Here is a 23,077-nt window from a genome sequence, read left to right as displayed (position 1 = left end):
TCATGATGCGCTCCCTTCGGCCTCGTATTTGCCGGATTTCCCGCCGTCTTTCAGCACGACGCGGATACCTTCGATCTGCATGGATTTCTCGACCGCCTTGAGCATGTCATAGACCGTCAGCGCCGCCGCCGAGACCGCCGTCAGCGCCTCCATCTCGACGCCGGTCTGGCCGGAGGTCTTCACGGTGGCGCGGATGCGCACGCCGGGCAGGGCCTCGTCGGGCTCCAAGTCCAGCGTGACCTTGGTGATCGGTAGGGGATGACAGAGCGGGATCAGATCGGAGGTCTTCTTCGCCGCCATGATCCCCGCGATCCGTGCGATGCCCAGAACGTCCCCCTTCTTCGCGGTGCCCTTCAGGACATAATCCAGCGTTTCGGGCAGCATCACCACGTGCCCCTCGGCCACGGCGATGCGGTCGGTCACCTCCTTATCGGAGACGTCGACCATATGGGCCTGACCGTCCTTGTCGAAATGCGACAGGCTCATGCAACCTCCAGAAGCGTCCGGGTGGCGCCCGCGACATCGTCCTGCCGCATCAGGCTCTCGCCGATCAGGAAGCGGCGCGCGCCGACTTCGGCCATCGCGGCCATGTCGTCGCGGGTGAAGATGCCGCTCTCGCAGACCAGATCGCGGCCCTCGGCGAGGATGCTCGGCGCAAGTTCGCGGGTCACGTCGAGCGTGACCTCGAAGGTCTTCAGGTTGCGGTTGTTCACGCCCAGAAGCGGCGATTTCAGATGCTTGAGCGCGCGTTCGGTCTCTTCCATGTCATGCACTTCGACGAGCACATCCATGCCCCAACCGAATGCTGCGTCTTCCAGCTCGGCGGCCAGATCATCCTCGACCGAGGCCATGATGATCAGGATGCAATCGGCACCCCAGGCACGGGCTTCCGCGACCTGATAGGTGTCATAGAGGAAATCCTTGCGCAAAGCGGGCAGCGAGCAGGCCGCGCGCGCCGCCGACAGGAATTCCGGCGCGCCCTGGAACGAGGGCGTGTCGGTCAGCACCGACAGACAGGCCGCGCCGCCTTGCTCATAGGCCTTGGCCAGCGCGGGCGGGTCGAAATCGGGGCGGATCAGCCCTTTCGAGGGCGATGCCTTCTTGATCTCGGCGATCAGCCCGTAGCCCGTTTCCGCCTTCGCAGTCAGGGCGTTGGCAAAACCGCGCGTGGGCGCCTGCGCCTTGGCCTGAGCCTCAACTTCGCTCAGCGGGCGCGCGGCTTTGGCCGCTTTGATCTCTTCCAGCTTATAGGCTTTGATCTTGTCGAGGATCGTGCTCATCCGGCGACCTCCTGCGTGATGCGGGCCAGCGTTTCCAGCGCGGTCCTCGCGCGCCCGCTGTCGATGCTTTCGGCGGCCATTTCCGCCCCGGATTTCAGATCCGCGACCTTGTCGGCCACGACAAGCGCGGCGGCGGCGTTGAAGATCACCGCGTCGCGATAGGCCGAAGCCTCGCCATCCATCAGCGCGCGCAGGGCGGTGGCGTTCTCGGCCGCCGTGCCGCCGACCAGATCCTTGAACTTGTGCACGGGCAGGCCCGCATCCTCGGGGTGGATCTGGATCGACTCGATGCGGCCATTTTCCAGCGCGGCGACTTCGGTCGTGCCGCAAATGGTGATCTCGTCGGTGCCGTCCGAGCCATGCACCAGCCACGCCTTCTCGGAGCCGAGCATCTGCAGCGTCTCGGCCATCGGGAAGATCAGGTCGGGCGCGAAAGCCCCGGTCAGCTGCCGCTTCACGCCCGCGGGGTTGGTGAGCGGACCGAGGATGTTGAAGATGGTCTTGCAGCCCAATTCCTGACGCACGGGCATGACGTGGCGCATCGCGGGGTGGTGGATCTGTGCCATCATGAAACCGATCCCGGCCTCGGCCAGACCGCGCTCGGTCGCCTCGGGACCGGCCATCACGTCGATGCCCAGTTCGGATTGCACATCCGCCGTGCCCGATTTCGACGAAGCCGCGCGGTTGCCGTGTTTCGCCACCGGCACGCCCGCGCCTGCCACGACGAAGGCCGCAGCCGTCGAGATGTTGAGCGTGTGCATCCCGTCGCCACCGGTGCCCACGATATCCATCGCGCCCTCGGGGGCTTTCACCGGCACACATTTCGCACGCATCGCGGCGGCAGCGGCGGCATATTCCGACACGGATTCCCCGCGCGCCCGCAGCGCCATCAGCAAACCGCCGACCTGTGCGGGCGAGGCTTCGCCCTCGAACAGCAACTGGAACGCCATTTCGGCCTGCGCGCGGCTCAGCGGACCTTCGGACGCCGCAAAGATCAGCGGCTTCATCGCTTCGCTCATCGGTTGGCTCATGCGGGCACCTTCAGGCTGACGCCTGCCTCTGTCAGGAAATTCTTCAGCATCGCGTGGCCATGCTCGGAGGCGATGGATTCCGGGTGGAATTGCACGCCCTCGATCGGCAGCTCGCGATGACGCAGGCCCATGATCGTGCCGTCGTCCAGCTCGGCGGTGATCTCGAGGCAGTCGGGCAGGCTCTCGCGCTCCACGATCAGCGAGTGATAGCGCGTCGCTTTCAGCGGAGAAGGCAGGCCCTTGAAGCAGCCTTTGCCCTCGTGGCGGATCTCGCCCATCTTGCCATGCACGATCTCGGAAGCGCGCACGACTTTCCCGCCGAAGGCCTGACCGATGGTCTGATGCCCCAGACAGACGCCGAACAGAGGCAGTTTCGCCTCGGCCGCGGCCATCACCAGCGGCAGGCAGATGCCCGCCTGATCGGGGTCGCAAGGCCCGGGCGACAGCACGATCGCCTCGGCGCCCATGCCCATCGCCTCCTGCACGTTCAGCGCGTCGTTACGCCAGACCTTCACATCGGCGCCCAGCTCGCCAAAATAGTGCACCAAATTATAGGTGAAGCTGTCATAATTATCGATGAGCAGCAGCATGGCCGGGCCCTTTCGTTTGTTGGCCCCCGGCGTCCCCCATGCACTCAAGCGCCGATGCGCTTATCAAGGGGGGTGAACCGGGGAACGGGTCGGGCTATAGATGCTATCAGCGAAGGGTCGGGGTCAAGGGCAGTCCCCGGGAAAAGCCGCGCATCAAGAGCGGTGAAGATGGAGGCAGGCAATGATGCGATCTGTGATGAAGGGCGGACTGGCCGGTCTGCTGGTCGCGGTACTTGGTGCGGGCGTGATGTCGTTGATCTTCCCGGCGCCGAAAGAGCCCGGCGCAGAGATCAAGCTCGCCGGAAGCCCGACGCCCGAAGAACCCGCGAATGTGGACCTGCCTGCGGGCTCCGATTTCTCGCGCCCTGCGACCGATCGCACGCCCGCGATGCCGACGCCGGACGGGGCGCCGATTTCAGCGCCGACCAAGACGCCGCGCGTGTCCGAGCCGCAGCCGAGCCTCGCGCCGCCCAGTGCCGACGAAATCCAAAGCGCCGCGCGCCCTGCGATGGCGACCGACATGGCCGAACCGCGCCCCGAGGCGGATGGGGAAACCGTCGCACTCGCCGAGCCGGTCGCGCCGGAGGCAGGGGCCCAACCCGAAAGCGCGCCGCCTGCCGCTTTGCAAGGCGCGCCCGCGCCCGATGCCACTCCCGAGGTTACCGCTGTGAGCAAACCTGCGCCCGAAGCGCAACCGCAGCAGATCGCCGAAACTGCGCCCGCAGCCGAGATGCCCGCGCTGCCCGACGTGACCCTGCAGCCGCCGAAAGCGTCCGAGCAAGCGACGCCGCCTGCGGAGGAGGGCGACACGATTGTCGCGGCGAGCGAGATGCCCGCATTGCCCGAGGCCGAGAACGCCCCCCCCGAGGCGGAGCCCCAAGCGGCCCCGTCGCTCGGTGAGATGCCCGCGGCGGATCAGTTGCCGCCCGATGGCGAGGGGATCGACACCGCGCAGGCCGACAAGCCCGAGATCTCGAACGACCCGGCCACAAGCCCGGACCTGCCCGCCGGGCGTGCCCTGCCGCAAGGCGGGGATGCGGCCCCGATCAAGCCGCGCATCTTCTCGTTGGAGGAGGCGCCGTCGATGCCGGGCAAGCCGCTGGGTGGGTTCAAATCCGCGCCCGGCGTGGTGGTGGATCGCCTGCCGCAAGTGACGCCTTCGACAGCGCCTGCGCCGGAGGAAGGCCCCGACGCGCAGTCCACACAGGACATGCCCGAGGTCGCTGCGGTCGATTCGGCCGATCTGAACCCGATCCAGAAATTCGCAGCCCCCGCACCGATCAGTGACAAGCCGCAAATCTCGCTGGTGCTGATCGATCCGGGCGTGGCGGCTGGCGGGCTCGACCCGGCGACGATCACGGCGAGCGATCTGCCGATGACAATCGCGATCGATCCGACCCGCGACGGCGCGGCTGACGATGCGAAAGCCTTCCGCGCGGCGGGGTTCGAGGTCGCGATCCTCGCAGCCGGGCTCCCCGCGAACGCCGCGCCCGAGGATGTCGAAGTGGCGCTGGAGGCCTGGCGTCACGTGATCCCCGAGGCGGTCGCCGTCGTGGAGCCGCCGCAGCCGCAATTCCAGAACAACCGCCCGCTTGCGCGCCAGATGATCTCGGCGCTCAGCCGCGGCGGGCTGGGTGTTGTTACCCAGAAGAAGGGCTTCGACAGCGCCAACCAGATCGCGACCTCCGCCGATCTGCCGCGCGCTCAGGTCTGGCGCGTGATCGATGACGGGCGCGAGAAGGCCGCGGTGATTTCGCGGATGCTGGCGCGCGCCGATTTCGAGGCAGAGCGCAACGGCTCGGTCGTGGTGATGCTCTCGGCCTGGCCGGAATCGGTTCATGGGATCGAGGACTGGTATGTCGATGCGCAGAGCAAGGTGACGCTGACCCCGGTTTCGGCGTTGGCGCTGGATAGCGTGGCGGCTGGCACTCCGGACACCGAGCCGAAAATGGAAAACGCGGGCCAGTAAGCCCGCGTTCTCAAAGCTTGGGAAAAGGCGACTGCCTCAGCCGTTGCCGCGAGTGGCGACGAACAGCCCCGCATCCTCGGCCGCTTTGCGCAGCGCCTTGGACTTGTTTACCGTCTCCATCCATTCGGCCTCGGGGTCGCTGTCATAGACCACGCCGCCGCCCGCCTGAATGTAGAGCGTCTTGTCCTTCACCACCGCCGTGCGCAGCGCGATGCACATGTCCATCTCGCCATTGGCCGCGAAATACCCCACGGCGCCGCCATAGATGCCGCGTTTCTCCGGTTCCAGCTCGTCGATGATCTCCATCGCGCGCACCTTGGGTGCGCCGGAGACCGTGCCTGCGGGCAGACCGGCCAGCAGCGCCGAGAGTGCGTCCTGATCGTCGGCCAGCTCGCCCACGACGTTCGAGACGATATGCATGACGTGGCTGTAGCGCTCGATGATGAATTTCTCGGTCGGGTGGACCGAGCCGATCTTCGCGACGCGCCCCACATCGTTGCGACCCAGATCGAGCAGCATCAGGTGCTCGGCCAGCTCTTTCTTGTCGGCCAGCAGGTCCTCTTCCAGCGCCTTGTCCTCGGCAGGGGTCGCCCCGCGCGGACGGGTGCCCGCGATCGGGCGGATCGTCACCTCGCCCTCGCGCACGCGCACGAGAATCTCGGGCGAAGCGCCGACGATCTGGAAGCCCCCGAAGTTCAGGAAGAACATGAAGGGGGAGGGGTTGGTGCGCCGCAAGCTGCGGTAAAGCGCGAAGGGCGGCAGCGGGAAATGCGCCGACCAGCGCTGCGCCGGGACCACCTGGAAGATGTCGCCCGCGCGGATGTAATCCTTCGCCTTCTCCACGGCGGACATGTAGCCCTCTTTGGTGAAGTTCGAATGCATCTCGCCGACCTGCAGGCTCTCGCCCAGATCGCGGCTCTCCACCGGGGTGCGGTCGAGATCGCGCAGCGCATCCGAGACGCGTTCGGCGGCCTGCGCATAGGCCGCGCGCGCGGACTTGCCCTCGGCTTGGAAGGCAGGCGCACAGATGATCACGTCGCCCTTCACCCCGTCGAGTACGGCCACGACCGACGGGCGCAGCAGCATCGCGTCGGGCACGCCCAGCGGATCGGGGTTCACGTTCGGCAGCTTCTCGACCAGACGGATGGTGTCATAGCCGAGATAGCCGAAGAGACCCGCCGCCGCGGCGGGCAGATCGTCGGGCATCTCGATGCGGCTTTCCGCGATCAAGGCGCGCAGGCTGTCGAACGGGTGGCCCGGAAGGTCTTCCCACGCCTCGTCGAAGCGCGCCGAGCGGTTGATCCGCGCCTGCTCGCCCCGGCATTCCCAGATCACGTCAGGCTTCATGCCGACGATCGAGTAGCGCCCGCGCACCTCGCCGCTAGTCACCGATTCCAGCATGAAGGAATTGGGCTGCGCCTCGGCGAGCTTGAGCATCAGCGAGACGGGCGTGTCCAGATCGGCCGCGAGCCGCGCGTAGACCAGCTGGTTTTCACCCTTGGCCCAGCGTTCCTCGAACGCCTCGAAAGAGGGGGAGAGAGCGACCACGGTGGGCCTCCTTACTGCATCTGCGACTGCACGGCGGTCACGGTCTGGTTGTCGAGATCGAGCCCGGCTTCCGACTCCACGGCGGTCGCGTAGAAATTGAGCAGGTCATTGGCCAGCGAGTTCGACAGCTGGGTACCGATCTGACCCGAGATCAGCTTGGTGTCGGCATCTTCCATATCCGCCGGAATGACCTTGTCGGTGACGAAGACATAGACCTTGCCGTTGGCGGTGATCTGCGCGGGCTTGCCCGGTTCGGTCTTGAAGACCTTCGAGATCACCGGCGGCGGCAGTTCGTCGGAATAGCCGCCACGGCCGATGCTCGCGACCTTGGTGGTCAGCACGCCGGTCTCGCCCAGCGACTTGCCGCCCTCGACCGTCGAGACGATCTCCTTGGCGCGGTCCTCTTCGGCCTGCACCACCTGATCGGCGCGCCAGGCCGCTGCGACCTCGTCCTTCACATCGGCGAAGGGCTTGGGCTGGGGCGGCACGATCTTGTTGAGGCGCAGCGCGAAGACGCCGCCATCCGAGAGCGTCTGCAGGTCGGGATAGGCGTCGGTCGTGGCTTCGTCAGCCGCTTTGCGGAACTCGTCATAGCCCGCGATGCCATCGGTGCTGTCGGCGGTGTAGGCGATCTGGCCAAGCTCCATATCGGTTTCCTTGGCCATCTCTTCGAGCGTCGCGCCGCCTGCCAGACGGTCCTGAAGGTCTTCGCTCATCTTGCCGATTTCGTTGCGCGCCTTCTCGGCTTCGGCATCGCCCGCGAGTTCGTCGCGCGCTTCGGCAAAGGAGGTTTCCTGCGCATCGATGATGCCGTTCACCTTGAACAGGGCCGGACCCAGATCGGTCTCGACGGGGCCGACCACGGTGTTGTTCTCGGCCGAGAAGACCGGATCGGCAGCCTTGCCCAGATCGTCGCGGGTCACATCCCCCAGATCGGCGTCGTCGAGCGACAGGCCGCGATCCTTGGCGAGATCGGCGAAGGTTGCGCCGCCATCCAGCTTGGCTTTCGCGGCCTTGGCTGCGTCCATGTCGGAATAGACGAGACGCTCCACGAGGCGTTTCTCGGGCTGTTTGAACTCGTCGGCGCGGCGCTCGTATTCGGCCTTCAGCGTGGCGTCGTCGATCTTGACCTTGTCGGCCAGCATGTCCGGGGTCAGCCACGCATAGGTGATGTCGCGCGTCTGGGGCGCGGTGAACTGATCGATGTGGTCGTTGTAATAGGTCTGAAGTTGATCGTCGGTCGGGTCCGGGATCGCCTTGGTCAGATCGCTCTCGGTCACTTCGGCCCAGGTGAAGCCGCGCTTCTCGCTGACATATTTGGTATAGGCGTCGACCACCGGCTTGGGCGCGTCCACGCCCCCTGCGACCGCGCCCTGAATGATCGAGCGCGAGAGATCGTCGCGCAGCTGCGCCTCGAATTGCGGCTCGGTATAGCCCTGTTGGCGCAGCGCGAATTTATAGGTTTCGCGGTCGAACTTGCCCGAGGCGTTCTGGAACGCCTGAACGTCGTAGAGCTGCTTTTGCAACTGCTGGTCGCCCACCGACACGCCAAGACGCCGCGCGCCTTCGCCGATCGCGGCCTGACCGATCAGCTTGCCCAGCACCTGCTGGTCGACGCCGGAGGAGCGCATCTGCGCCATCGTGACCGGCTGGCCAAGCTGCTGGCTGCGCTGCTGCATCTCCTGACGCAGGGCGCGGGCGTAATCGTCGACGGTGATCTTGGTGTCGCCAACCGCGCCGACCGCTTTGGCCGAACCGGAGAAATTGCGTAGCCCGAAACCGCCGAGACCAAGGATCAGCATGGCCAGCAAGATCCAGACGACGACACTCTTGCCGTGGCTGCGCATCTTCATCGGGGTTCCTCCTCGGGCATTGTTTGTTGGGCGCTGTTTAGGGCTTTGATTACTGGCCTGCAAGGCTAGCCGCGCGCGAGGCCCGCCAGCCGGTCGCGAAGGGCCGCGATCCCGTCTGTATCGACATTGGCGAAGGCGATCCGCATCTGCTGCGCGGCTCCGTTTGCGCCCTGCGGCATGAACATCGTACCGGGCAGCATCAGCACGCCCGCCTCGCGCACCAGTGCCTGCGCGAAATCAGGAGAGGGGCGGGGATCGGGATGCGTCACATAGGCGAAATAGGCCCCGCAGCCGAGCATCTTCCAGCCCTCCAGATCGGCGAAAGCGGCCTCCATGGCTGCGCGCCGGCGCAGGATTTCCGCGCGCTCGCCCGCGACCCATTGCGACAGGTGCAGCATGCCCCAAAGCGCGGCCATCTGACCGAGTTGCGAGGGGCAGATCGCGACCGTGTCGAGGAATTTCTCGACCTCGGCGAGGCGCGCCTCGCCCGCGACGATGGCGCCGACGCGATGGCCGGTCAGGCGATAGGCCTTCGAGAACGAGTAGAGATGGATGAAATAGCGCGGCCAGTCGGGATCCGAGAACAGGTCATGCGGCGCGCCGCTACGCGAGTCGAAATCGCGATAGGTCTCGTCCACGATCAGCGCGAGCTTGTGCCGCTTGGCCAGATCGGCGAAGGCGCGCAGCAGTTCGGCCGGATATTCCGCCCCGCCCGGATTGTTGGGCGAGACCAGCACGATCGCGCGGGTCTTGTCGGTGATCTTCGCGGCGGCCTCATCGGGGTCGGGCAGAAGCCCCGCGCCGGGTGCCAGCGGCACCGTCTGCACGCCCGCCATGTCGAGCCACATCTTGTGATTGAAATACCACGGCGTCGGCAGAATCACCTCGTCGCCGGGACTTGCGAGCGTGGCCAGCGTCGCGCAGAACGCCTGATTGCAGCCTTGGGTGATCGCGACCTGACGCGCGGCGATCTCGCCGCCATAGGCCAGCGACCATTGATGCGCCAGTTCGGCACGCAGGTCGGGCAGGCCCAGAACGGGGCCGTAAAGATGCGCCTGCGGATCGTTCAGCGCGGCCGCGGCGATCGCTTGGCGCAGCGCCTCGGGCGGCGGATCGACAGGGGCTGCCTGAGAGACGTTGATCAGCGGACGATCGGCGGTGAATTCGACCCCGTCGAGCCAGCGCCGCGCCTCCATGACCGGGGGCGGGAAGGTTGCGGCGAGGGCGGGATTGAGCGGATGCGGCATGGGGGTCCTTCTGGATGATCGGCGCGAGATCAGCAGAGCCTCGCGCGCTTGGCAAGAGGCGGGAGCCTCCGGCGGGGATATTTGGATCGAGAAGAAGGGGTTTGCGCTTCCGCTTGTCGGAAATATCTCAGGGGGCAGCGGCCCTAGCTGCGTCTCTCACGGTGGTTGCGCCACGCGAAGTTGTGCCGCACGTACCATTCGCGCAGGGTCAGTGCGATCACCACGAGATCCAGCACCGTCAGCGCCAGCATGCCTGCGCCGTGGTTCAGGCTATAGAGATACATCTGGTAGGCCACGAAGCCCGTCATCATCACGATAGCCATCGGATAGGCCCAGATCAGCCCGCGGATCAGTAGCAGCACGACGACAAGTTTCAGCAAGCCGTGGCTGGTAAAATAGAAGCCGTAGAAATCCTGCGTCTGGATCGAGAAGTGATGGGCCGCGTTCAGGAATGCGTTGGCGATCCGGTCATTGGGATCCTCGCGCAGCTCGCGCGCGGTCAGCCAATGCGCCGCATCGAACAGCGCATTCTTCGGCAGGCCGAGCAGCGCGAGGCCAGACAGCGTTTCCGCGATCTCGAAGATCGCCTTGATGATCAAGCTGACCTCGAAGAGCCAGTGCAGGAACCGACCCAGAGGGGTTCCGGGGGCGCCGAATTTCACCGATCAGTCCGTGCCGCGATACGGCTGCACATATTGCAGCGCCATGTCCCAGGGGAAGAAGATCCAGGTGTCCTGGCTGACCTCGGTGATGAAGGTGTCGACAAGCGGCGCCCCCATCGGCTTGGCGTAGACGGTGGCGAATTGCGCTTTCGGGAAGAGGTCGCGCACCAGCTTCAGCGTGTTGCCGGTGTCGACGAGGTCGTCGACGATCAGCACGCCTTCGCCGCCGTTTTCCATCAGGCTCTCTTGCGTCGGCTTGATGACCTGCGCTTCGCGCTGTTCCTGATGGTTGTAGCTTTTGACTGAGATCGTATCGACCGTGCGGATGTCGAGCTCGCGCGCGACGATCGCCGCCGGAACGAGCCCGCCACGGGTGATGCCCACCACTGCGCGCCAGCTGCCGTCGCCCGGGCCCTTGCCGTCGAGGCGCCATGCGAGCGCGCGCGCATCGCGGTGGATCTGGTCCCAGCTGACATGGAAGCCTTTTTCATGCGGCAGACGATCGGACATCGGGGGTCTCCTCAGCTCAGAGCGAGTTTCAGACCGAGCAGCGCCAGCAGGCCGCCAAAGCAGCGCTCGATCACGGTTTTCAGGTTCAGATAGGCCGCGCGCGTTTTCTCGAGCGAGAAGATCCGCGCGACGATGACGTTCCATCCCGCATCGTTGAACATCACGATGCCGAGGATCGCGACATAGGCCCAGGCAGGTGCCGACGGCGGGATGAAGGTCAGGAAGACGGTGCCGAAGAACACGGCGGGTTTGGGGTTGGCGAGCTGGGTCGAGACACCGAGCCAGATCAGCCGGGGGATCGAGCGGGTGCGCGGCAGGTCGGGGATTTCTTCATCCATCGGATCGCCCGCATGGCGCCACATCTTATAGGCGAGCCAGAGCAGATAGGCGGCGCCCGCGATCTTGAGCGTGGTCAGCAGGGCAGGGGCGACCTTGAAGACGAGGGCGAGGCCGAAAAGTGCCGCCGCCGCCCAGATCACCGCGCCCAGGCCGATGCCGAGCGCGAGCCAGATGCCGCGTCCGAAGCCTTCACGCAGACCCGTGCGCGCAGCCAGAAGCACCGCTGGCCCCGGCGACATCGCCGCGGCCAGATGCACGAAATAGATCGCGGTGAGGGCCGCGAGGGTCATCTCATTCCTTCCGCTTGGTGACCACGTCGATATCGGGCGCGTCGACCGCTTTCATGCCCACCACGTGATAGCCAGCGTCGACATGCAGCGTCTCGCCGGTGGTGCCGGAACCGAGATCGGAGAGCAGGTAGAGCGCGGCCTTGCCGACTTCTTCCTGAGTCACGTTGCGGCGCAGCGGCGAGTTCAGCTCGTTCCACTTCATGATGTAGCGGAAATCACCGATGCCCGAAGCCGCGAGGGTCTTGATCGGGCCGGCGGAGATCGCGTTGCAGCGGATGCCGTCCTTGCCGAGATCCTCGGCGATATACATCACGCTGGCTTCCAGCGCCGCTTTCGCCACGCCCATCACGTTGTAATGGGGCATGACCTGCTCGGCACCGTAATAGGTGAGCGTGAGCAGCGAGCCGCCCTCGTTCATCATCGCGGCGGCTTCTTTGCACACGGCGGTGAAGGAATAGACCGAGATGTCCATCGTGGTTTTGAAATTGTCGCGCGACGTGTCGACGTAGCGTCCGCGCAGCTCCGACTTGTCGGAGAAGCCGATCGCATGGACGACGAAATCGATGCTGTCCCAATGGGTGCGCAGCGTCTCGAAGAGCGTCTGGATCGAGTCGCCGCTGGCGACGTCGCATTCCACGAGGATATCGGAGCCGAGCTGTTCTGCCAGCGGCCCCACGCGCTTCTTGAGCGCCTCGCCCTGGAACGAGAAGGCCAGCTCCGCACCGGCATCCGCGAGGGCTTTGGCGATGCCCCAGGCGATGGATTTGTCATTCGCAAGGCCCATAATCAGCCCGCGTTTGCCTGCCATCAGGTTGTTTGACATGTCAGGTTTTCCCCCGCTTCGCTCTGGTAAGTCCGAATGCTTTAGGCGAAAGGTGGAGACGCATCAAGGCTACTGACCTCCGGTCAAGCATGATCGTGTGGATCGTGTTGCAGATCGGGGCGTTGCGCCTGATGTGCGAAGCGGCGGCGAGACTGGAGGCGAGTATGAGTGACAGAACCGGAATTTTCGCAGGCGACGATCCTTTTGCCATCGCGCAGACATGGCTGGATGAGGCCGCGGACACCGAGATCAACGATCCCAATGCGATTGCCCTGGCGACGGTCGATCCGGACGGGTTGCCCAATGCGCGTATGGTTCTTCTCAAGGAAATCGAAGGGCGCGACATGCCCTCCGGCGGGGCTTTCGTCTTCTACACCAACTACGGATCGGTGAAGGCGCAGGAGATCGAAAGCGCCGGGAAAGCCGCCTTCGTGATGCATTGGAAATCGCTGCGCCGGCAGATTCGGGTTCGCGGTATGGTTGAGCGCGAGGAGGGGCCGCAGGCCGACGCCTACTACAAGTCGCGCTCGCTGAAATCGCGTCTCGGCGCCTGGGCCTCGCGACAAAGTGAGCCACTGAGTTCACGCAGCGCCTTGATGGCGGAGGTCGCGAAGGTGACCGCGAGCCACGGTGCGAATCCCGATCGGCCGCCGTTTTGGGGAGGGTTCAGAATCAAACCGTTGGAGTTGGAATTCTGGGCGGACGGTTCTTTTCGCCTTCATGATCGCTTCCGCTGGAGCCGGCAAACCCTTGCCGATCAGTGGGTTGTAACCCGCCTGAACCCCTGAAACTCGCGCTTCGTGAATTGCATAGGGTCTTGAAACTTTGGGCAATCTCTTGAAGTGTCCCCTAAACACCGCATTTCCAGAAGGACGTGCGGAGGAAATGCGAACAGGAAAGCCCGCGAATGCAAACGGGATGGAATATGCTGGGGGAGTCCGAGGCAGAGCTTCGTGAGGTGACCGGCACCGTCAAATGGTTCGACCCTGTCAAAGGGTTCGGCTTCATCGTCGATGGTGAAGGGGGGCCGGACATCCTTCTTCATGCGAATGTTCTGCGCAATTTCGGTCAGGGCTCGATTGCCGACCACGCACGGATTCGGGTCCAGATGCAGCTGACCCCGCGCGGCGCGCAGGCGGTCGAGGTTTTGGAGATTCTTCCTCCGGAAGGCGAGCCCGTCGCTCCGATCGAGGATTTGGGTGACAACACGTTCGACGATATCGCGGCGCTGCCGCTTGAGCCTGCTCGGGTGAAGTGGTTCGAAAAATCCAAGGGCTTCGGCTTTGCCAATGTCTTCGAGAATGACGAGGACATCTTCATCCATATGGAAGTTCTGCGCCGGTCGGGTTTTGCCGATCTTACCCCCGGCGAAGCGGTGTGCCTGCGCGTGATCGAAGGCAAGCGCGGCCGGATGGCGGCTCAGGTTCTCGCATGGGATGCAGGCTTGAAATCCGGGCGCTGAGCGCCGCGCTTTTCCTTGCCGTAACGCCGGGCCTCGCCGCGGCGGAGGGGGCGCAGTGCCGCGATGACCTCGCCATTCTGCGCGCCGGGGACCAGCCGGTCAGCTTCACCGTCGAGATTGCCGATAGCAGCGCCGAGCGCGCGCAGGGCCTGATGGGGCGGCGCGAGATGGACGAAGGGGCAGGGATGCTCTTCATCTACGAGCATGCGCGGGAGGTCGCCTTCTGGATGCATGACACGCCGCTGTCGCTCGACATGGTGTTCATCGATCCGACGGGCGAGGTCGTGAAGGTCGCGGCCAATATGACGCCCAATGACGACACCCCGATTCCCTCCGGCGCACCGGTGCGCTACGTGCTCGAGATCAATGCCGGGATGGCGGCGCGCCACGGCATCGCGCCGGGCACGCAACTGGCGCATCCCAGCGTCGATCCCGCGCAGGCCGCATTTCCCTGCGAATGACCCTTTCCTTGGGACGAGCCTCTTTGTAAGGAGAGGGCGTCGGGGCGTAGCGCAGCCTGGTAGCGCGTCTGTTTTGGGTACAGAAGGTCGTGAGTTCGAATCTCGCCGCCCCGACCATCCCCTCGAAATCGCCGGAATCGGGCCCGCTATATCTAGTGGTAGGCTCTTGATTGTGACACTAGCGACACGCTCTTCGGCTTTGCCCAATTTTTGCGCAACCCCGGCGAGGCTATCCACAAGATATTGCGTTCTGTGGATTGAAATTGCCAGATGAGCGGCTAAAGCCCCCGAATCTTCAATGAAATTTGGCCCTTATTGGTGCCGCAGTGCAGCGCCCATGCGTTAACCAAATGTGGAGGAATCGTGCAGCGCGCTTCCCTTGGGGTCGGTCAACTGAAAAATGGACTGACTCAAGGTGAAAGTTTCGTTGACGGCTCGGTGCGCCTACGGCAGGTTGTGTGGTGTCGGAGGCTAACCCACCAGATGTAGTGGAGCCTAGGGCCAAGGGACAGATTTCGGACATTGCACCCCCGAATCCGGGGCGCGCAGCCCTCGCGGTGTCGACTGCGAGGCCCGGGCTTCTTTGTCTTCTGCGGCTCCCGCCGGCACCGGATTGGACTGACTGCAAACGGGGACAGGGCAATGAAGATCGAACGGAAGTTCACCACCGACGAAACCGGCGCTTACGGCGCGCTGGAATTCACGACGACCACGTCTGAGATTCGCAACCCCGACGGGAAAGTGGTGTTCCGAAATGAGTCGGTCGAAGTGCCCGGCCGCTGGAGCCAGGTGGCGTCCGACGTGCTCGCGCAGAAATACTTCCGCAAGGCCGGCGTTCCGGCGGCGCTGAAGAAGGTCAAAGAGAAGGGCGTGCCGGAATTCCTGTGGCGCTCGGTCCCCGATGAAGAGGCGCTTGCTCAGCTCCCCGAAGAGGCGCGCTACACCGGTGAAAACTCAGCCAAGCAAGTGTTCGACCGTCTCGCCGGTGCCTGGTGCTATTGGGGCTGGAAGGGCGGCTACTTCTCCACGGAAGCTGATGCGCAGGCTTACTATGACGAGATGCGCTTCATGCTGGCCGAACAGATGGCCGCGCCGAACTCGCCGCAATGGTTCAACACAGGCCTGCATTGGGCCTATGGCATCGACGGCCCCGGTCAGGGTCACTTCTATGTCGATCACAAGTCGGGCAAGCTGACCTCCTCGACCTCGGCCTACGAGCATCCGCAGCCCCATGCCTGCTTCATCCAGTCGGTCTCGGACGATCTGGTGAAAGAGGGCGGGATCATGGACCTCTGGGTCCGTGAGGCGCGCCTGTTCAAATACGGCTCGGGCACCGGCACCAATTTCTCGAGTCTGCGCGCCGAGGGCGAGAGCCTCTCGGGCGGCGGCAAATCCTCGGGCCTGATGGGCTTTCTGAAGATCGGCGACCGCGCAGCGGGTGCGATCAAGTCGGGCGGCACCACGCGCCGCGCGGCGAAGATGGTGATCTGCGACATGGATCACCCCGATATCGAGGAATTCGTCAACTGGAAGGTCATCGAAGAGCAGAAAGTGGCCTCGCTGGTCGCGGGCTCCAAGCTGCATGAGCGTGAGCTGAACGGCATCTTCACCGCCATTCGCGAATTCGACGGCTCGACGGAAACCTCGGTCGATCCGACCCAGAACGAGGCGTTGAAAGACGCGATCAAATCCGCCAAGCGCGTGATGATCCCGGAGACCTACATCAACCGCGTGCTGCAATATGCGCGGCAGGGTTATGCCAGCATCGAATTCCCGACCTACGACACCGACTGGGACTCGGAAGCCTATGTCTCGGTCTCGGGCCAGAACTCGAACAACTCGGTGCGCGTCACCAACGCTTTCCTGAAAGCGGTGAAGGACGATGCCGATTGGGAGCTGGTGCGCCGCACCGACGGCAAGGTCGCGAAGACCGTGAAGGCGCGCGATCTGTGGGAGCAGGTCGGCCATGCCGCCTGGGCCTGCGCCGATCCGGGCATCCAGTTCCACGACACGGTCAACGAATGGCATACCTGCCCCGAAGACGGTGCGATCCGCGGCTCGAACCCGTGCTCAGAATACATGTTCCTCGACGACACGGCCTGCAACCTCGCTTCGATGAACCTGCTGACCTTCTACAAGGACGGCAAGTTCGACGCGGAAAGCTACATGCACGCCACCCGCCTGTGGACCGTGACGCTGGAAATCTCGGTGCTGATGGCGCAGTTCCCCTCGAAGGAAATCGCGCAGCGCAGCTACGACTTCCGCACGCTGGGCCTCGGCTATGCCAATATCGGCGGCCTGCTGATGAACATGGGTCTGGGCTACGACAGCAAAGAGGGCCGGGCGCTCTGTGGCGCGCTGACTGCCGTGATGACCGGTGTGTCCTACGCCACTTCGGCAGAGATGGCGGGCGAGCTGGGCGCCTTCCCGGGCTACGAGAAGAACTCCAAGCACATGCTGCGCGTCATCCGTAACCACCGCAACGCGGCTTACGGCAAGACCGACGGCTACGAGAACCTCGAGACCAAGCCGGTCGCGCTCGACCACAAGGGCTGCCCCGATCAGGACCTGATCGCGCTCGCCACCCAAGCCTGGGACGAGGCGCTGGCGCTGGGCGAGAAGCACGGCTACCGCAACGCCCAAGTGTCGGTGATCGCGCCGACCGGGACGATCGGTCTCGTGATGGATTGCGACACCACCGGGATCGAGCCGGACTTCGCGCTGGTGAAGTTCAAGAAGCTCGCAGGCGGCGGCTACTTCAAGATCATCAACCGCTCGGTGCCGGGCGCGCTCGAGACGCTGGGCTATGGCTCGGCGCAGATCGAAGAGATCATCGCCTATGCCGTGGGTCACGCGAGCCTCGGCAACTGCCCCGACATCAACACCACGGCGCTGATCGGCCACGGCTTCGGCCCGCGCGAGATCGAGAAGGTCGAGGCCGCGCTGCCGACCGCCTTCGATATCCGTTTCGTCTTCAACCAGTGGACACTGGGCGAGGAGTTCTGCACCCAGACGCTGGGCATCCCGGCCGAGAAGCTGAACGATCCGACCTTCGACATGCTGCGTCACCTCGGCTTCACCAAGAAGCAGATCGACGCCGCAAACGACCATGTCTGCGGGACGATGACGCTGGAAGGTGCGCCGCACCTGAAGGACGAGCATCTGAGCGTGTTCGACTGCGCCAACCCCTGCGGCAAGAAGGGCAAGCGCTACCTCAGCGTCGACAGCCACATCTACATGATGGCCGCCGCGCAGAGCTTCATCTCGGGCGCGATCTCGAAGACGATCAACATGGCGAACCACGCCTCGATCGAAGACGTGAAAGCGGCTTACGAGCTGAGCTGGTCGCTCGGCATCAAGGCCAACGCGCTCTATCGTGACGGATCGAAACTGTCGCAGCCGCTGGCCGCAGCCCTGGTCGAGGATGACGAGGAGGCCGAGGAAATCCTCGCCACCGGTTCGACCCAGGAAAAAGCCGCCGTGCTCGCCGAGAAGATCGTCGAGAAGGTGCTGGTCAAGGAGATCGTGCGCAGCCACCGCGAGAAGCTCCCCGAGCGTCGTAAGGGCTATACGCAGAAGGCGGTCGTGGGCGGCCACAAGGTCTATCTGCGCACCGGCGAATACCACGACGGCACGCTGGGCGAGATCTTCATCGACATGCACAAGGAAGGCGCTGGCTTCCGGGCGATGATGAACAACTTCGCGATCGCCGTGTCGGTCGGCCTGCAATATGGCGTGCCGCTGGAGGAGTTCGTGGACGCCTTCACCTTTACCAAGTTCGAACCCGCCGGCATGGTTCAGGGGAACGACTCGATCAAGAACGCGACCTCGATCCTCGATTACGTGTTCCGCGAACTGGCCGTGTCCTATCTCGACCGCACCGACCTTGCGCATATCAAGCCGCAGGGCACCAGCTTCGACGATCTGGGCGGCGGCGAAAACGAGGGCAAGCGCGCCGATGGCAATGTCGAGCCGATGTCCGAGAACGCGTCGAAATCGCTCGAAGTGCTGCGTCAGATTTCCTCGACCGGTTACCTGCGCAAGCGCCTGCCGCAAGAGCTGATGGTGCTGCAGGGCGGTGTGGACGTCGTGACCTCGCAGATGCCCGCGCAAAGCGCGCAGGCCCGTGCGTCCAGCTCCACGGCGGTCTCCTCTGGGGGTGTCCAGATGGATGCGCGCGCCAAGGCGAAGATGCAGGGCTACGAGGGCGAGGCCTGCGGCGATTGCGGCAACTACACGCTCGTGCGCAACGGCACCTGCATGAAGTGCAACACCTGCGGGGCGACCAGCGGTTGCTCTTGAGGGACAGGGGTCTCGGTCTGGCGGCCGGGGCCCCGACGACGACCACACGCGATCCGCGTGGCGGGGACTGGGACGTGACGACTGGGGCCCATTCGCATGGCGGGCCGAGGGACAGAACGACCGCCAAAGGCGGCAAAAGGAGCGGAAATTGGATCTGATCGTCGGCAATAAGAAGGTGACCCCGAAAGCCACGCGCCGGATTCCCGGTGGCATCGAGGCCGAGCTGGTGGGCGAGGAACTGACCTCGCTGATCGACGCAACCTTCACGGGCATCGAGATCGCCTGCCTCGGCGGCGACCTCGATCACCACGCGCTCGACGTGACCGATATCCGCATGGGCGGCGGTGCGACCACCGTCACCCTGATGACCGCGCGGGAGATGGCGCTGCACTGAGCGCCGCGCGCGAAAACGAGATCCGGGGCGGGTGCGCTCGCCCCAGACGCTGAGAAGGCCCAGGCAAAACGACGATAAGCTCGGGCGGTAAACTAATGAGCCTGATCGGCGAAACTGGCCCTCTCCAACCCCCCGGAGAGGGCCGCATTATTTCTTGGGGAAGAGCGCAGGGGCGGGTTCTGGTCATTTGCGCCCCCGCGCGTCACGATATGCGCAGTGGCCCGAGGGGGCCGAGGATTGAAACCCGCAACCGGAAGGACCGCAGATGACCGCATCCGGACCGACAGTCTCCTTCACCCAGATGAAAGACGGCACCCGCGAGGATTACGAGCTGCTTGAAGAGCTGGAAAAGCCCTTCCTTGCAGGCACGGCGGACCGGTTGTTGCGCGAATTGGCCGCGCAGGCGGAGGAGACGCTGTCGGGCTACCAGATCACTCGGCTCGAACACGGGTTGCAGGCGGCGACGCGGGCGCGGCGCGACGGGGCGGATCTCGACTGGGTCGTAGCGGCGCTGCTGCACGATATCGGCGACCGGCTCGCCCCGCAGAACCACGACCGGATGGCCGCCGAAATCCTGCGCCCCTATGTCCGCGAAGAGGTCTCGTGGGTGGTGGAGCATCACGGCATCTTCCAGATGGCCTATTACGGCCATCACTACGGCTGGGACCCGGAAGAACGGCAGAAGTTCAAGGATCATCCCTGCTACAACAGCTGCGAGCAATTCTGCGAGCGCTGGGATCAGTCGAGCTTCGATCCGGCCTATCCGATGGACCCGCTGGAGAGCTTCGTCGAGGATGTCCGCGAGGTGTTTTCCCGCAAGGCCTATGCGCCCGAGGTGCTGCGTGCGGGCGAGGTTCACGGTCTGCCCGATCCCGCCTGAGCGGGCTGGGACCGCACCGGTCCTCTCCCGCTTTTTGTCGCAGGTGAACGATTTTTCTGGCGATAACAGGCGCGTGAGACTAAGGGCATGACCCATGAGCGATACCTTGCCCCCGTGCCCCGAATGCAATTCGTCCTTCACCTACGAGATGGACGCCCTCCTGATCTGTCCCGAATGCGGCCATGAATGGTCGGCCTCGGGTGACGCGGACGCGCCCGCCGAGGTGCGCGATGCGGTCGGCAACGTGCTGAACGACGGCGACACGGTGACCGTGATTAAGGACCTCAAGGTGAAGGGCTCCTCCTCGGTCGTGAAGGTCGGCACCAAGGTGCGCGGCATTCGTCTCGTGGATGGCGATCACGACATCGACTGCAAGGTGCCCGGCATCGGCCAGATGGGGCTGAAGTCGCAATTCGTGAAAAAGGTTTCCGAGTAAGCCTGCTCACTGACGCGTGGCGACCCAGCTGCCCCTGCACCCGTCGACGTTTTCATAATTCCCCACGAGGCGCCCTTTGACGAGGTGCCCCTTGAGCGAGCCGACAGAGCGCGTTCGGAAGTAGAAATTCCCGACGATCCGGTCGGCTCCGACGACATGCCCGGAAATCCTGTAGGAGGCTCCGTAGGTGTTGGTGGCCTGGCCCGAAAGCCGGCCGTCCTGGATGAGTATCCCGCCATAGCCCGGCGTGCAGGGGCGATCCATCACATGCATGGTCTGGGGGGGGTACCTTCCGACCCAGTGCCCATCGAGCGGGCTTGGCCGACCGTCGGGTGGCTCTGGAACGCAGGCTGCGAGCGCGATCAGGGTCACGCCCGCGAGGATCGCGGTGGCGGCCCTGCGTGTGAGTGTCGTCATCCTCGTCATCTAGCTGTCCTCCCCGATTGGCGCAGCCTGCGCTCACTCGATCCCGACGATCATCGTGAAGGGGGCCGGGGCGTCGCCGATATTGTAGACCGTGATCCGGTTCTCGCCGTTCAGCCAGAGCTGGCCGCGATAGTCGCGCCTGCCGCCGCGGCTCTCGTAAAGAAGTTCGCCGTCCGGGGTGAAGATGTTGAAATGCACCGCAGGCGAGTCGGTCTGGAGCTGCGCCGTCAGGAACTGTTTTTCCCGCGCGCCGAGCCGGTAATTGACCGCAGCTCCGGGGGCGAGGGTCGATCTCAGCACCGCGCCGCTCGTGCCGGGTGTGAACTGGACCTGCTGATCGCGGGTCTCGGGTTCGGCCACGCGTGGCGGCGGAGCGGAGCCTTCACGAAGGTAGCGCCCGGCAACCCAGCCGGTCAGAGACCCTTCGGTCGCCGCGACCTGACACCAGCGCTGTCCCTCGGCCATCCGACAACCCATGTTGCGCAGGATCGCCCCCTCGGGGAACCGCCCGAGGATCGCCGCCCCGGTCGAGGGCCCCGCGCGCAGGTTCAGCGGATCGTTGATATCGCCGGTCTGGACCTCCCAGAAATCGGGCCCGCCCTGCAGCCCGTCGGCATAATCGCCCTGCACGATCGCGCCGGTCTTCCCGGTGATCCCGATCCGGATGTCGAAATTCGCAACCTCGTCGCGCCGCGCCGCCGAGCGCATCATGTAGACCGATATCTTGTAGGTTCCCGAGCTGGGCAGCGTGCCTGTGTAGTGGTTCAGCTCGGGCGTTAACTGGCTGGTCATGATCGCCTGATCGCCCGGGCCGCTCCCGGGACCGTAGAGGTTGAAATACGTGGCGGTGTGCTTTGTGGACAGCTTGATATCGATCGTCTGTCCGGCCTCGGCGCCGATCGTGTAGATCACGCTGTCATAGCCCTTGATGCGGTCGCTCAGAACCGCGTTATCCGCTCCGGCTGAGAAATAGACCGGAACCTCACGCATCTCCTCGGCAAGGACAGGTGTGGTGAATGACAAAGCCGCGACGAAGACATAACCCAGAAACCGGTTCATACCGATCCTCCCTCTTTGGTTTATGGCGCGCGTCATCGGGGAGTGTAGCACGAAAATCGTACAGAGGCGCGGGGTCAGGCAGTGCCGATCTGCGGGCGTCCGAAATAGGCCCGCAGATGGGGCAGGGCGGCAAGTTGCACCGCGATCAGGATCAGCGCGACCGGCCAGATCACCAGCGTGCCGGGCGCGGCGAGTGTGATCAGCGGGATCGCGACCAGCACGAGTGCGGTCGTCAGCGCGGCGCGGCCGACCTGAGGCAGCGCCATGATCCGCGACAGCCGCCAGAGCGCCACGCCAAGACCGATCGCCTCGCCCGCGACCCCGAGCCAGATCACCGGCACGACCGAGGCGGTCTCAATCAGCGCCCAATAGCTCAGCGGGAGAACCGCGATCCGGGGCAGGTTCCCCCAAAAGCCGTTATCGGTCTGCCCCGCCGAGAGCGCGACCGTGCTCGGCCCGTTCTTGATCGCGCGGATCGCGTTCATCAGCGCGAAGGGGATCAGGAGCGGCAGGAGGTTTGCATATTTCGCCCCCAGAAGGGCCGTGACGACGAGCGGTCCGATCAGGACCGTGCCCAGCAGCAGGATCGATCCGGTGAGGAACATCCCCTCGAAGGTCGCCCCGGCAAGCCGGCGATGCGCGAGGGCGTCCGCACGGCCATGCGCGGCCGAGAGTTTCGGCAGAAAGAGGTTCTGCACCGATTTCGCGCCAATCAGCGTGGGCGTCAGCGTCAGCGTCATGCCCATCGCGAAGATCGCCAGCGCTTCCATCCCCGCCAGCCGCCCGACGATGATCTTGTCGCCCTGAAAGACCAGATACATCAGGGCAGCATTGGCCAGAAGCGGTGCGCCGAAACGCAGGTTCGCGCGCATCTCGGCACGGTCGAGGCGCGGGCGGTAGCGGCGCTCGGCCATCAGGTGCGAGACCAGAACGCCGAGGGCCGCGTGCAGCAGGATCGCCCAAAGCGCTACCTGCCAGTCGTCGAAGAGGCGCGAGAGCGGCCAGATCGCGATCAGCGCGGCCAGTGCGGGCAGGGCGCCTGTCAGTAGCATCGGGCGGTAGTGGCCCCTGCGCTGGGCGCGGTGGATGTCGAAATGCTGCGCCGCCGTCAGGAGCGGCACAAGCGCGAGCCAGCGATAGGCAGATGCGGCCTCTGGGATCGCGAGGAAGCCTGCGATCGGCCCGGCCAGTACGAACAGCGCCGCCGCCGCGATGACGCCGCGCAGCAGTTGGAAACCTTGCAGTGCCGCCTGAAACGCCGGGTCGTCGCCGCGCTTCGACTGCACGATCTGCTGCTGCAGCCCCAGCGTCGAGCCCATCTCGATCACCGCCATCACCATCGCGAAAGTCGCGGCCACGCCGTAATCGGCCACCGGGATCAGCCGCGCGATCGCGAGGTTGCGCGCGAGCATCAGCGCCGAGGTGGCGGCGTTCCCGCTGAGAATGAGGATCGCGGTGCGAAGCATGTACTGTCCGATATGGCGCGGGGTTTGGCCGCCCGCGCATGTTTTGCGC

At 64.8% G+C, this 23,077-nt stretch carries 22 protein-coding genes and 1 tRNA gene; 9 read left to right on the top strand and 14 right to left on the bottom strand.

Annotation, left to right across the window (positions count from 1 at the left end):
* The 4 genes from moaC to BMI88_RS08380 are packed head-to-tail and all read right to left on the bottom strand — an operon-like array spanning position 1 to position 2,901.
* Complete coding sequence (moaC, locus tag BMI88_RS08395) at positions 1–486, bottom strand: cyclic pyranopterin monophosphate synthase MoaC (protein WP_078547772.1); 486 nt, start codon at positions 484–486, stop codon at positions 1–3.
* A complete protein-coding gene (trpC, locus tag BMI88_RS08390; RefSeq protein ID WP_078547770.1) occupies positions 483–1,280 on the bottom strand; it encodes an indole-3-glycerol phosphate synthase TrpC in 798 nt (265 codons plus the stop codon). The genes moaC and trpC overlap by 4 nt, the downstream gene beginning before the upstream one ends.
* Entirely contained in the window at positions 1,277–2,299 is a 1,023-nt protein-coding gene (gene trpD, locus BMI88_RS08385) for an anthranilate phosphoribosyltransferase (protein WP_078549714.1), read from the bottom strand. The genes trpC and trpD overlap by 4 nt, the downstream gene beginning before the upstream one ends.
* An 8-nt stretch (positions 2,300–2,307) precedes the next feature.
* Positions 2,308–2,901, bottom strand: a complete 594-nt coding sequence (locus tag BMI88_RS08380) for an aminodeoxychorismate/anthranilate synthase component II (protein WP_078520124.1) — start codon at positions 2,899–2,901, stop codon at positions 2,308–2,310.
* Positions 2,902–3,082: 181 nt separating this feature from the next.
* On the opposite strand from BMI88_RS08380, the gene BMI88_RS08375 reads away from it, so the two are divergent.
* Positions 3,083–4,870: a divergent polysaccharide deacetylase family protein gene (locus tag BMI88_RS08375; RefSeq protein WP_078547767.1), complete on the top strand. Its 1,788-nt coding sequence runs from the start codon at positions 3,083–3,085 to the stop codon at positions 4,868–4,870.
* A 36-nt stretch (positions 4,871–4,906) separates the two neighbouring features.
* Here BMI88_RS08375 and trpE read toward each other — a convergent pair whose 3' ends face one another.
* From trpE to fabI, 7 genes are all read right to left on the bottom strand, one after another.
* A complete protein-coding gene (gene trpE, locus BMI88_RS08370; protein ID WP_078547765.1) occupies positions 4,907–6,418 on the bottom strand; it encodes an anthranilate synthase component I in 1,512 nt (503 codons plus the stop codon).
* Between the two features lie 11 nt (positions 6,419–6,429).
* A complete protein-coding gene (locus BMI88_RS08365) occupies positions 6,430–8,271 on the bottom strand; it encodes a SurA N-terminal domain-containing protein (protein ID WP_078547763.1) in 1,842 nt (613 codons plus the stop codon).
* Positions 8,272–8,336: 65 nt separating this feature from the next.
* Entirely contained in the window at positions 8,337–9,518 is a 1,182-nt protein-coding gene (locus tag BMI88_RS08360; protein ID WP_078547761.1) for an aminotransferase, read from the bottom strand.
* Positions 9,519–9,661: 143 nt separating this feature from the next.
* Positions 9,662–10,180, bottom strand: a complete 519-nt coding sequence (locus BMI88_RS08355; RefSeq protein ID WP_078547759.1) for a DUF2127 domain-containing protein — start codon at positions 10,178–10,180, stop codon at positions 9,662–9,664.
* A gap of 3 nt (positions 10,181–10,183) precedes the next feature.
* Complete coding sequence (gene gpt / locus BMI88_RS08350; RefSeq protein WP_075775650.1) at positions 10,184–10,690, bottom strand: xanthine phosphoribosyltransferase; 507 nt, start codon at positions 10,688–10,690, stop codon at positions 10,184–10,186.
* A gap of 11 nt (positions 10,691–10,701) precedes the next feature.
* Complete coding sequence (locus tag BMI88_RS08345; RefSeq protein ID WP_078547756.1) at positions 10,702–11,319, bottom strand: LysE family translocator; 618 nt, start codon at positions 11,317–11,319, stop codon at positions 10,702–10,704.
* Between the two features lies 1 nt (position 11,320).
* A complete protein-coding gene (gene fabI / locus BMI88_RS08340) occupies positions 11,321–12,142 on the bottom strand; it encodes an enoyl-ACP reductase FabI (RefSeq protein ID WP_078520117.1) in 822 nt (273 codons plus the stop codon).
* Between the two features lie 164 nt (positions 12,143–12,306).
* On the opposite strand from fabI, the gene pdxH reads away from it, so the two are divergent.
* The 8 genes from pdxH (at position 12,307) to BMI88_RS08300 (ending at position 20,077) form a co-directional block, all read left to right on the top strand.
* Complete coding sequence (pdxH, locus tag BMI88_RS08335) at positions 12,307–12,930, top strand: pyridoxamine 5'-phosphate oxidase (RefSeq protein ID WP_078542894.1); 624 nt, start codon at positions 12,307–12,309, stop codon at positions 12,928–12,930.
* Positions 12,931–13,067: 137 nt separating this feature from the next.
* Positions 13,068–13,604: a cold shock domain-containing protein gene (locus BMI88_RS08330; RefSeq protein ID WP_078520559.1), complete on the top strand. Its 537-nt coding sequence runs from the start codon at positions 13,068–13,070 to the stop codon at positions 13,602–13,604.
* Positions 13,574–14,065, top strand: a complete 492-nt coding sequence (locus tag BMI88_RS08325; RefSeq protein WP_078547753.1) for a DUF192 domain-containing protein — start codon at positions 13,574–13,576, stop codon at positions 14,063–14,065. The genes BMI88_RS08330 and BMI88_RS08325 overlap by 31 nt, the downstream gene beginning before the upstream one ends.
* A 40-nt stretch (positions 14,066–14,105) precedes the next feature.
* Positions 14,106–14,182, top strand: a tRNA-Pro gene (locus BMI88_RS08320).
* 525 nt (positions 14,183–14,707) lie between these two features.
* Positions 14,708–18,367: a vitamin B12-dependent ribonucleotide reductase gene (locus BMI88_RS08315; protein ID WP_078547751.1), complete on the top strand. Its 3,660-nt coding sequence runs from the start codon at positions 14,708–14,710 to the stop codon at positions 18,365–18,367.
* Positions 18,368–18,515: 148 nt separating this feature from the next.
* Positions 18,516–18,761 (top strand): hypothetical protein, encoded by a 246-nt coding sequence (locus BMI88_RS08310; RefSeq protein ID WP_078520114.1) that lies wholly within the window; start codon positions 18,516–18,518, stop codon positions 18,759–18,761.
* A gap of 265 nt (positions 18,762–19,026) precedes the next feature.
* Complete coding sequence (locus BMI88_RS08305; protein ID WP_246831849.1) at positions 19,027–19,641, top strand: HD domain-containing protein; 615 nt, start codon at positions 19,027–19,029, stop codon at positions 19,639–19,641.
* Positions 19,642–19,735: 94 nt separating this feature from the next.
* Positions 19,736–20,077 carry a zinc ribbon domain-containing protein YjdM gene (locus BMI88_RS08300; protein ID WP_075775641.1) on the top strand — a complete coding sequence of 114 codons (342 nt, stop codon included), beginning with the start codon at positions 19,736–19,738 and terminating at the stop codon, positions 20,075–20,077.
* A 6-nt stretch (positions 20,078–20,083) separates the two neighbouring features.
* Here the strand turns inward: BMI88_RS08300 and BMI88_RS08295 are convergent, their stop codons facing one another.
* The 3 genes from BMI88_RS08295 to BMI88_RS08285 form a co-directional block, all read right to left on the bottom strand.
* On the bottom strand, positions 20,084–20,503 hold the full coding sequence (locus BMI88_RS08295; protein WP_078547748.1) for a hypothetical protein: 420 nt from the start codon (positions 20,501–20,503) through the stop codon (positions 20,084–20,086).
* A 33-nt stretch (positions 20,504–20,536) separates the two neighbouring features.
* Positions 20,537–21,562, bottom strand: a complete 1,026-nt coding sequence (locus BMI88_RS08290) for an SH3 domain-containing protein (protein WP_168173964.1) — start codon at positions 21,560–21,562, stop codon at positions 20,537–20,539.
* A gap of 74 nt (positions 21,563–21,636) precedes the next feature.
* The gene (locus BMI88_RS08285) at positions 21,637–23,028 is read right to left on the bottom strand and encodes an oligosaccharide flippase family protein (protein WP_078547744.1); all 1,392 of its coding nucleotides are present in this window, start codon (positions 23,026–23,028) and stop codon (positions 21,637–21,639) included.
* Positions 23,029–23,077: the final 49 nt, after the last annotated feature.

The organism is Thioclava sp. F36-6, from assembly GCF_002020305.1.
GTDB lineage: Bacteria > Pseudomonadota > Alphaproteobacteria > Rhodobacterales > Rhodobacteraceae > Thioclava > Thioclava sediminum.
The sequence above is the reverse complement of the archived record's forward strand: the minus strand, read 5'-3'. Positions and strand labels throughout refer to the sequence as shown.

Bases quoted from the DNA above. Each gene is read 5' to 3' on its own strand.
- moaC (WP_078547772.1), bottom strand. From the start codon at position 486: ATGAGCCTGTCGCATTTCGACAAGGACGGTCAGGCCCATATGGTCGAC.
- BMI88_RS08365 (WP_078547763.1), bottom strand. From the start codon at position 8,271: ATGAAGATGCGCAGCCACGGCAAGAGTGTCGTCGTCTGGATCTTGCTG.
- BMI88_RS08380 (WP_078520124.1), bottom strand. From the start codon at position 2,901: ATGCTGCTGCTCATCGATAATTATGACAGCTTCACCTATAATTTGGTG.
- fabI (WP_078520117.1), bottom strand. From the start codon at position 12,142: ATGTCAAACAACCTGATGGCAGGCAAACGCGGGCTGATTATGGGCCTT.
- trpC (WP_078547770.1), bottom strand. From the start codon at position 1,280: ATGAGCACGATCCTCGACAAGATCAAAGCCTATAAGCTGGAAGAGATC.
- BMI88_RS08295 (WP_078547748.1), bottom strand. From the start codon at position 20,503: ATGACGAGGATGACGACACTCACACGCAGGGCCGCCACCGCGATCCTC.
- BMI88_RS08345 (WP_078547756.1), bottom strand. From the start codon at position 11,319: ATGACCCTCGCGGCCCTCACCGCGATCTATTTCGTGCATCTGGCCGCG.
- BMI88_RS08375 (WP_078547767.1), top strand. From the start codon at position 3,083: ATGATGCGATCTGTGATGAAGGGCGGACTGGCCGGTCTGCTGGTCGCG.
- BMI88_RS08325 (WP_078547753.1), top strand. From the start codon at position 13,574: ATGGGATGCAGGCTTGAAATCCGGGCGCTGAGCGCCGCGCTTTTCCTT.
- BMI88_RS08300 (WP_075775641.1), top strand. From the start codon at position 19,736: ATGAGCGATACCTTGCCCCCGTGCCCCGAATGCAATTCGTCCTTCACC.
- BMI88_RS08360 (WP_078547761.1), bottom strand. From the start codon at position 9,518: ATGCCGCATCCGCTCAATCCCGCCCTCGCCGCAACCTTCCCGCCCCCG.
- BMI88_RS08285 (WP_078547744.1), bottom strand. From the start codon at position 23,028: ATGCTTCGCACCGCGATCCTCATTCTCAGCGGGAACGCCGCCACCTCG.
- BMI88_RS08305 (WP_246831849.1), top strand. From the start codon at position 19,027: ATGACCGCATCCGGACCGACAGTCTCCTTCACCCAGATGAAAGACGGC.
- pdxH (WP_078542894.1), top strand. From the start codon at position 12,307: ATGAGTGACAGAACCGGAATTTTCGCAGGCGACGATCCTTTTGCCATC.
- trpD (WP_078549714.1), bottom strand. From the start codon at position 2,299: ATGAGCGAAGCGATGAAGCCGCTGATCTTTGCGGCGTCCGAAGGTCCG.
- gpt (WP_075775650.1), bottom strand. From the start codon at position 10,690: ATGTCCGATCGTCTGCCGCATGAAAAAGGCTTCCATGTCAGCTGGGAC.
- BMI88_RS08315 (WP_078547751.1), top strand. From the start codon at position 14,708: ATGAAGATCGAACGGAAGTTCACCACCGACGAAACCGGCGCTTACGGC.
- BMI88_RS08290 (WP_168173964.1), bottom strand. From the start codon at position 21,562: ATGAACCGGTTTCTGGGTTATGTCTTCGTCGCGGCTTTGTCATTCACC.
- BMI88_RS08330 (WP_078520559.1), top strand. From the start codon at position 13,068: ATGCTGGGGGAGTCCGAGGCAGAGCTTCGTGAGGTGACCGGCACCGTC.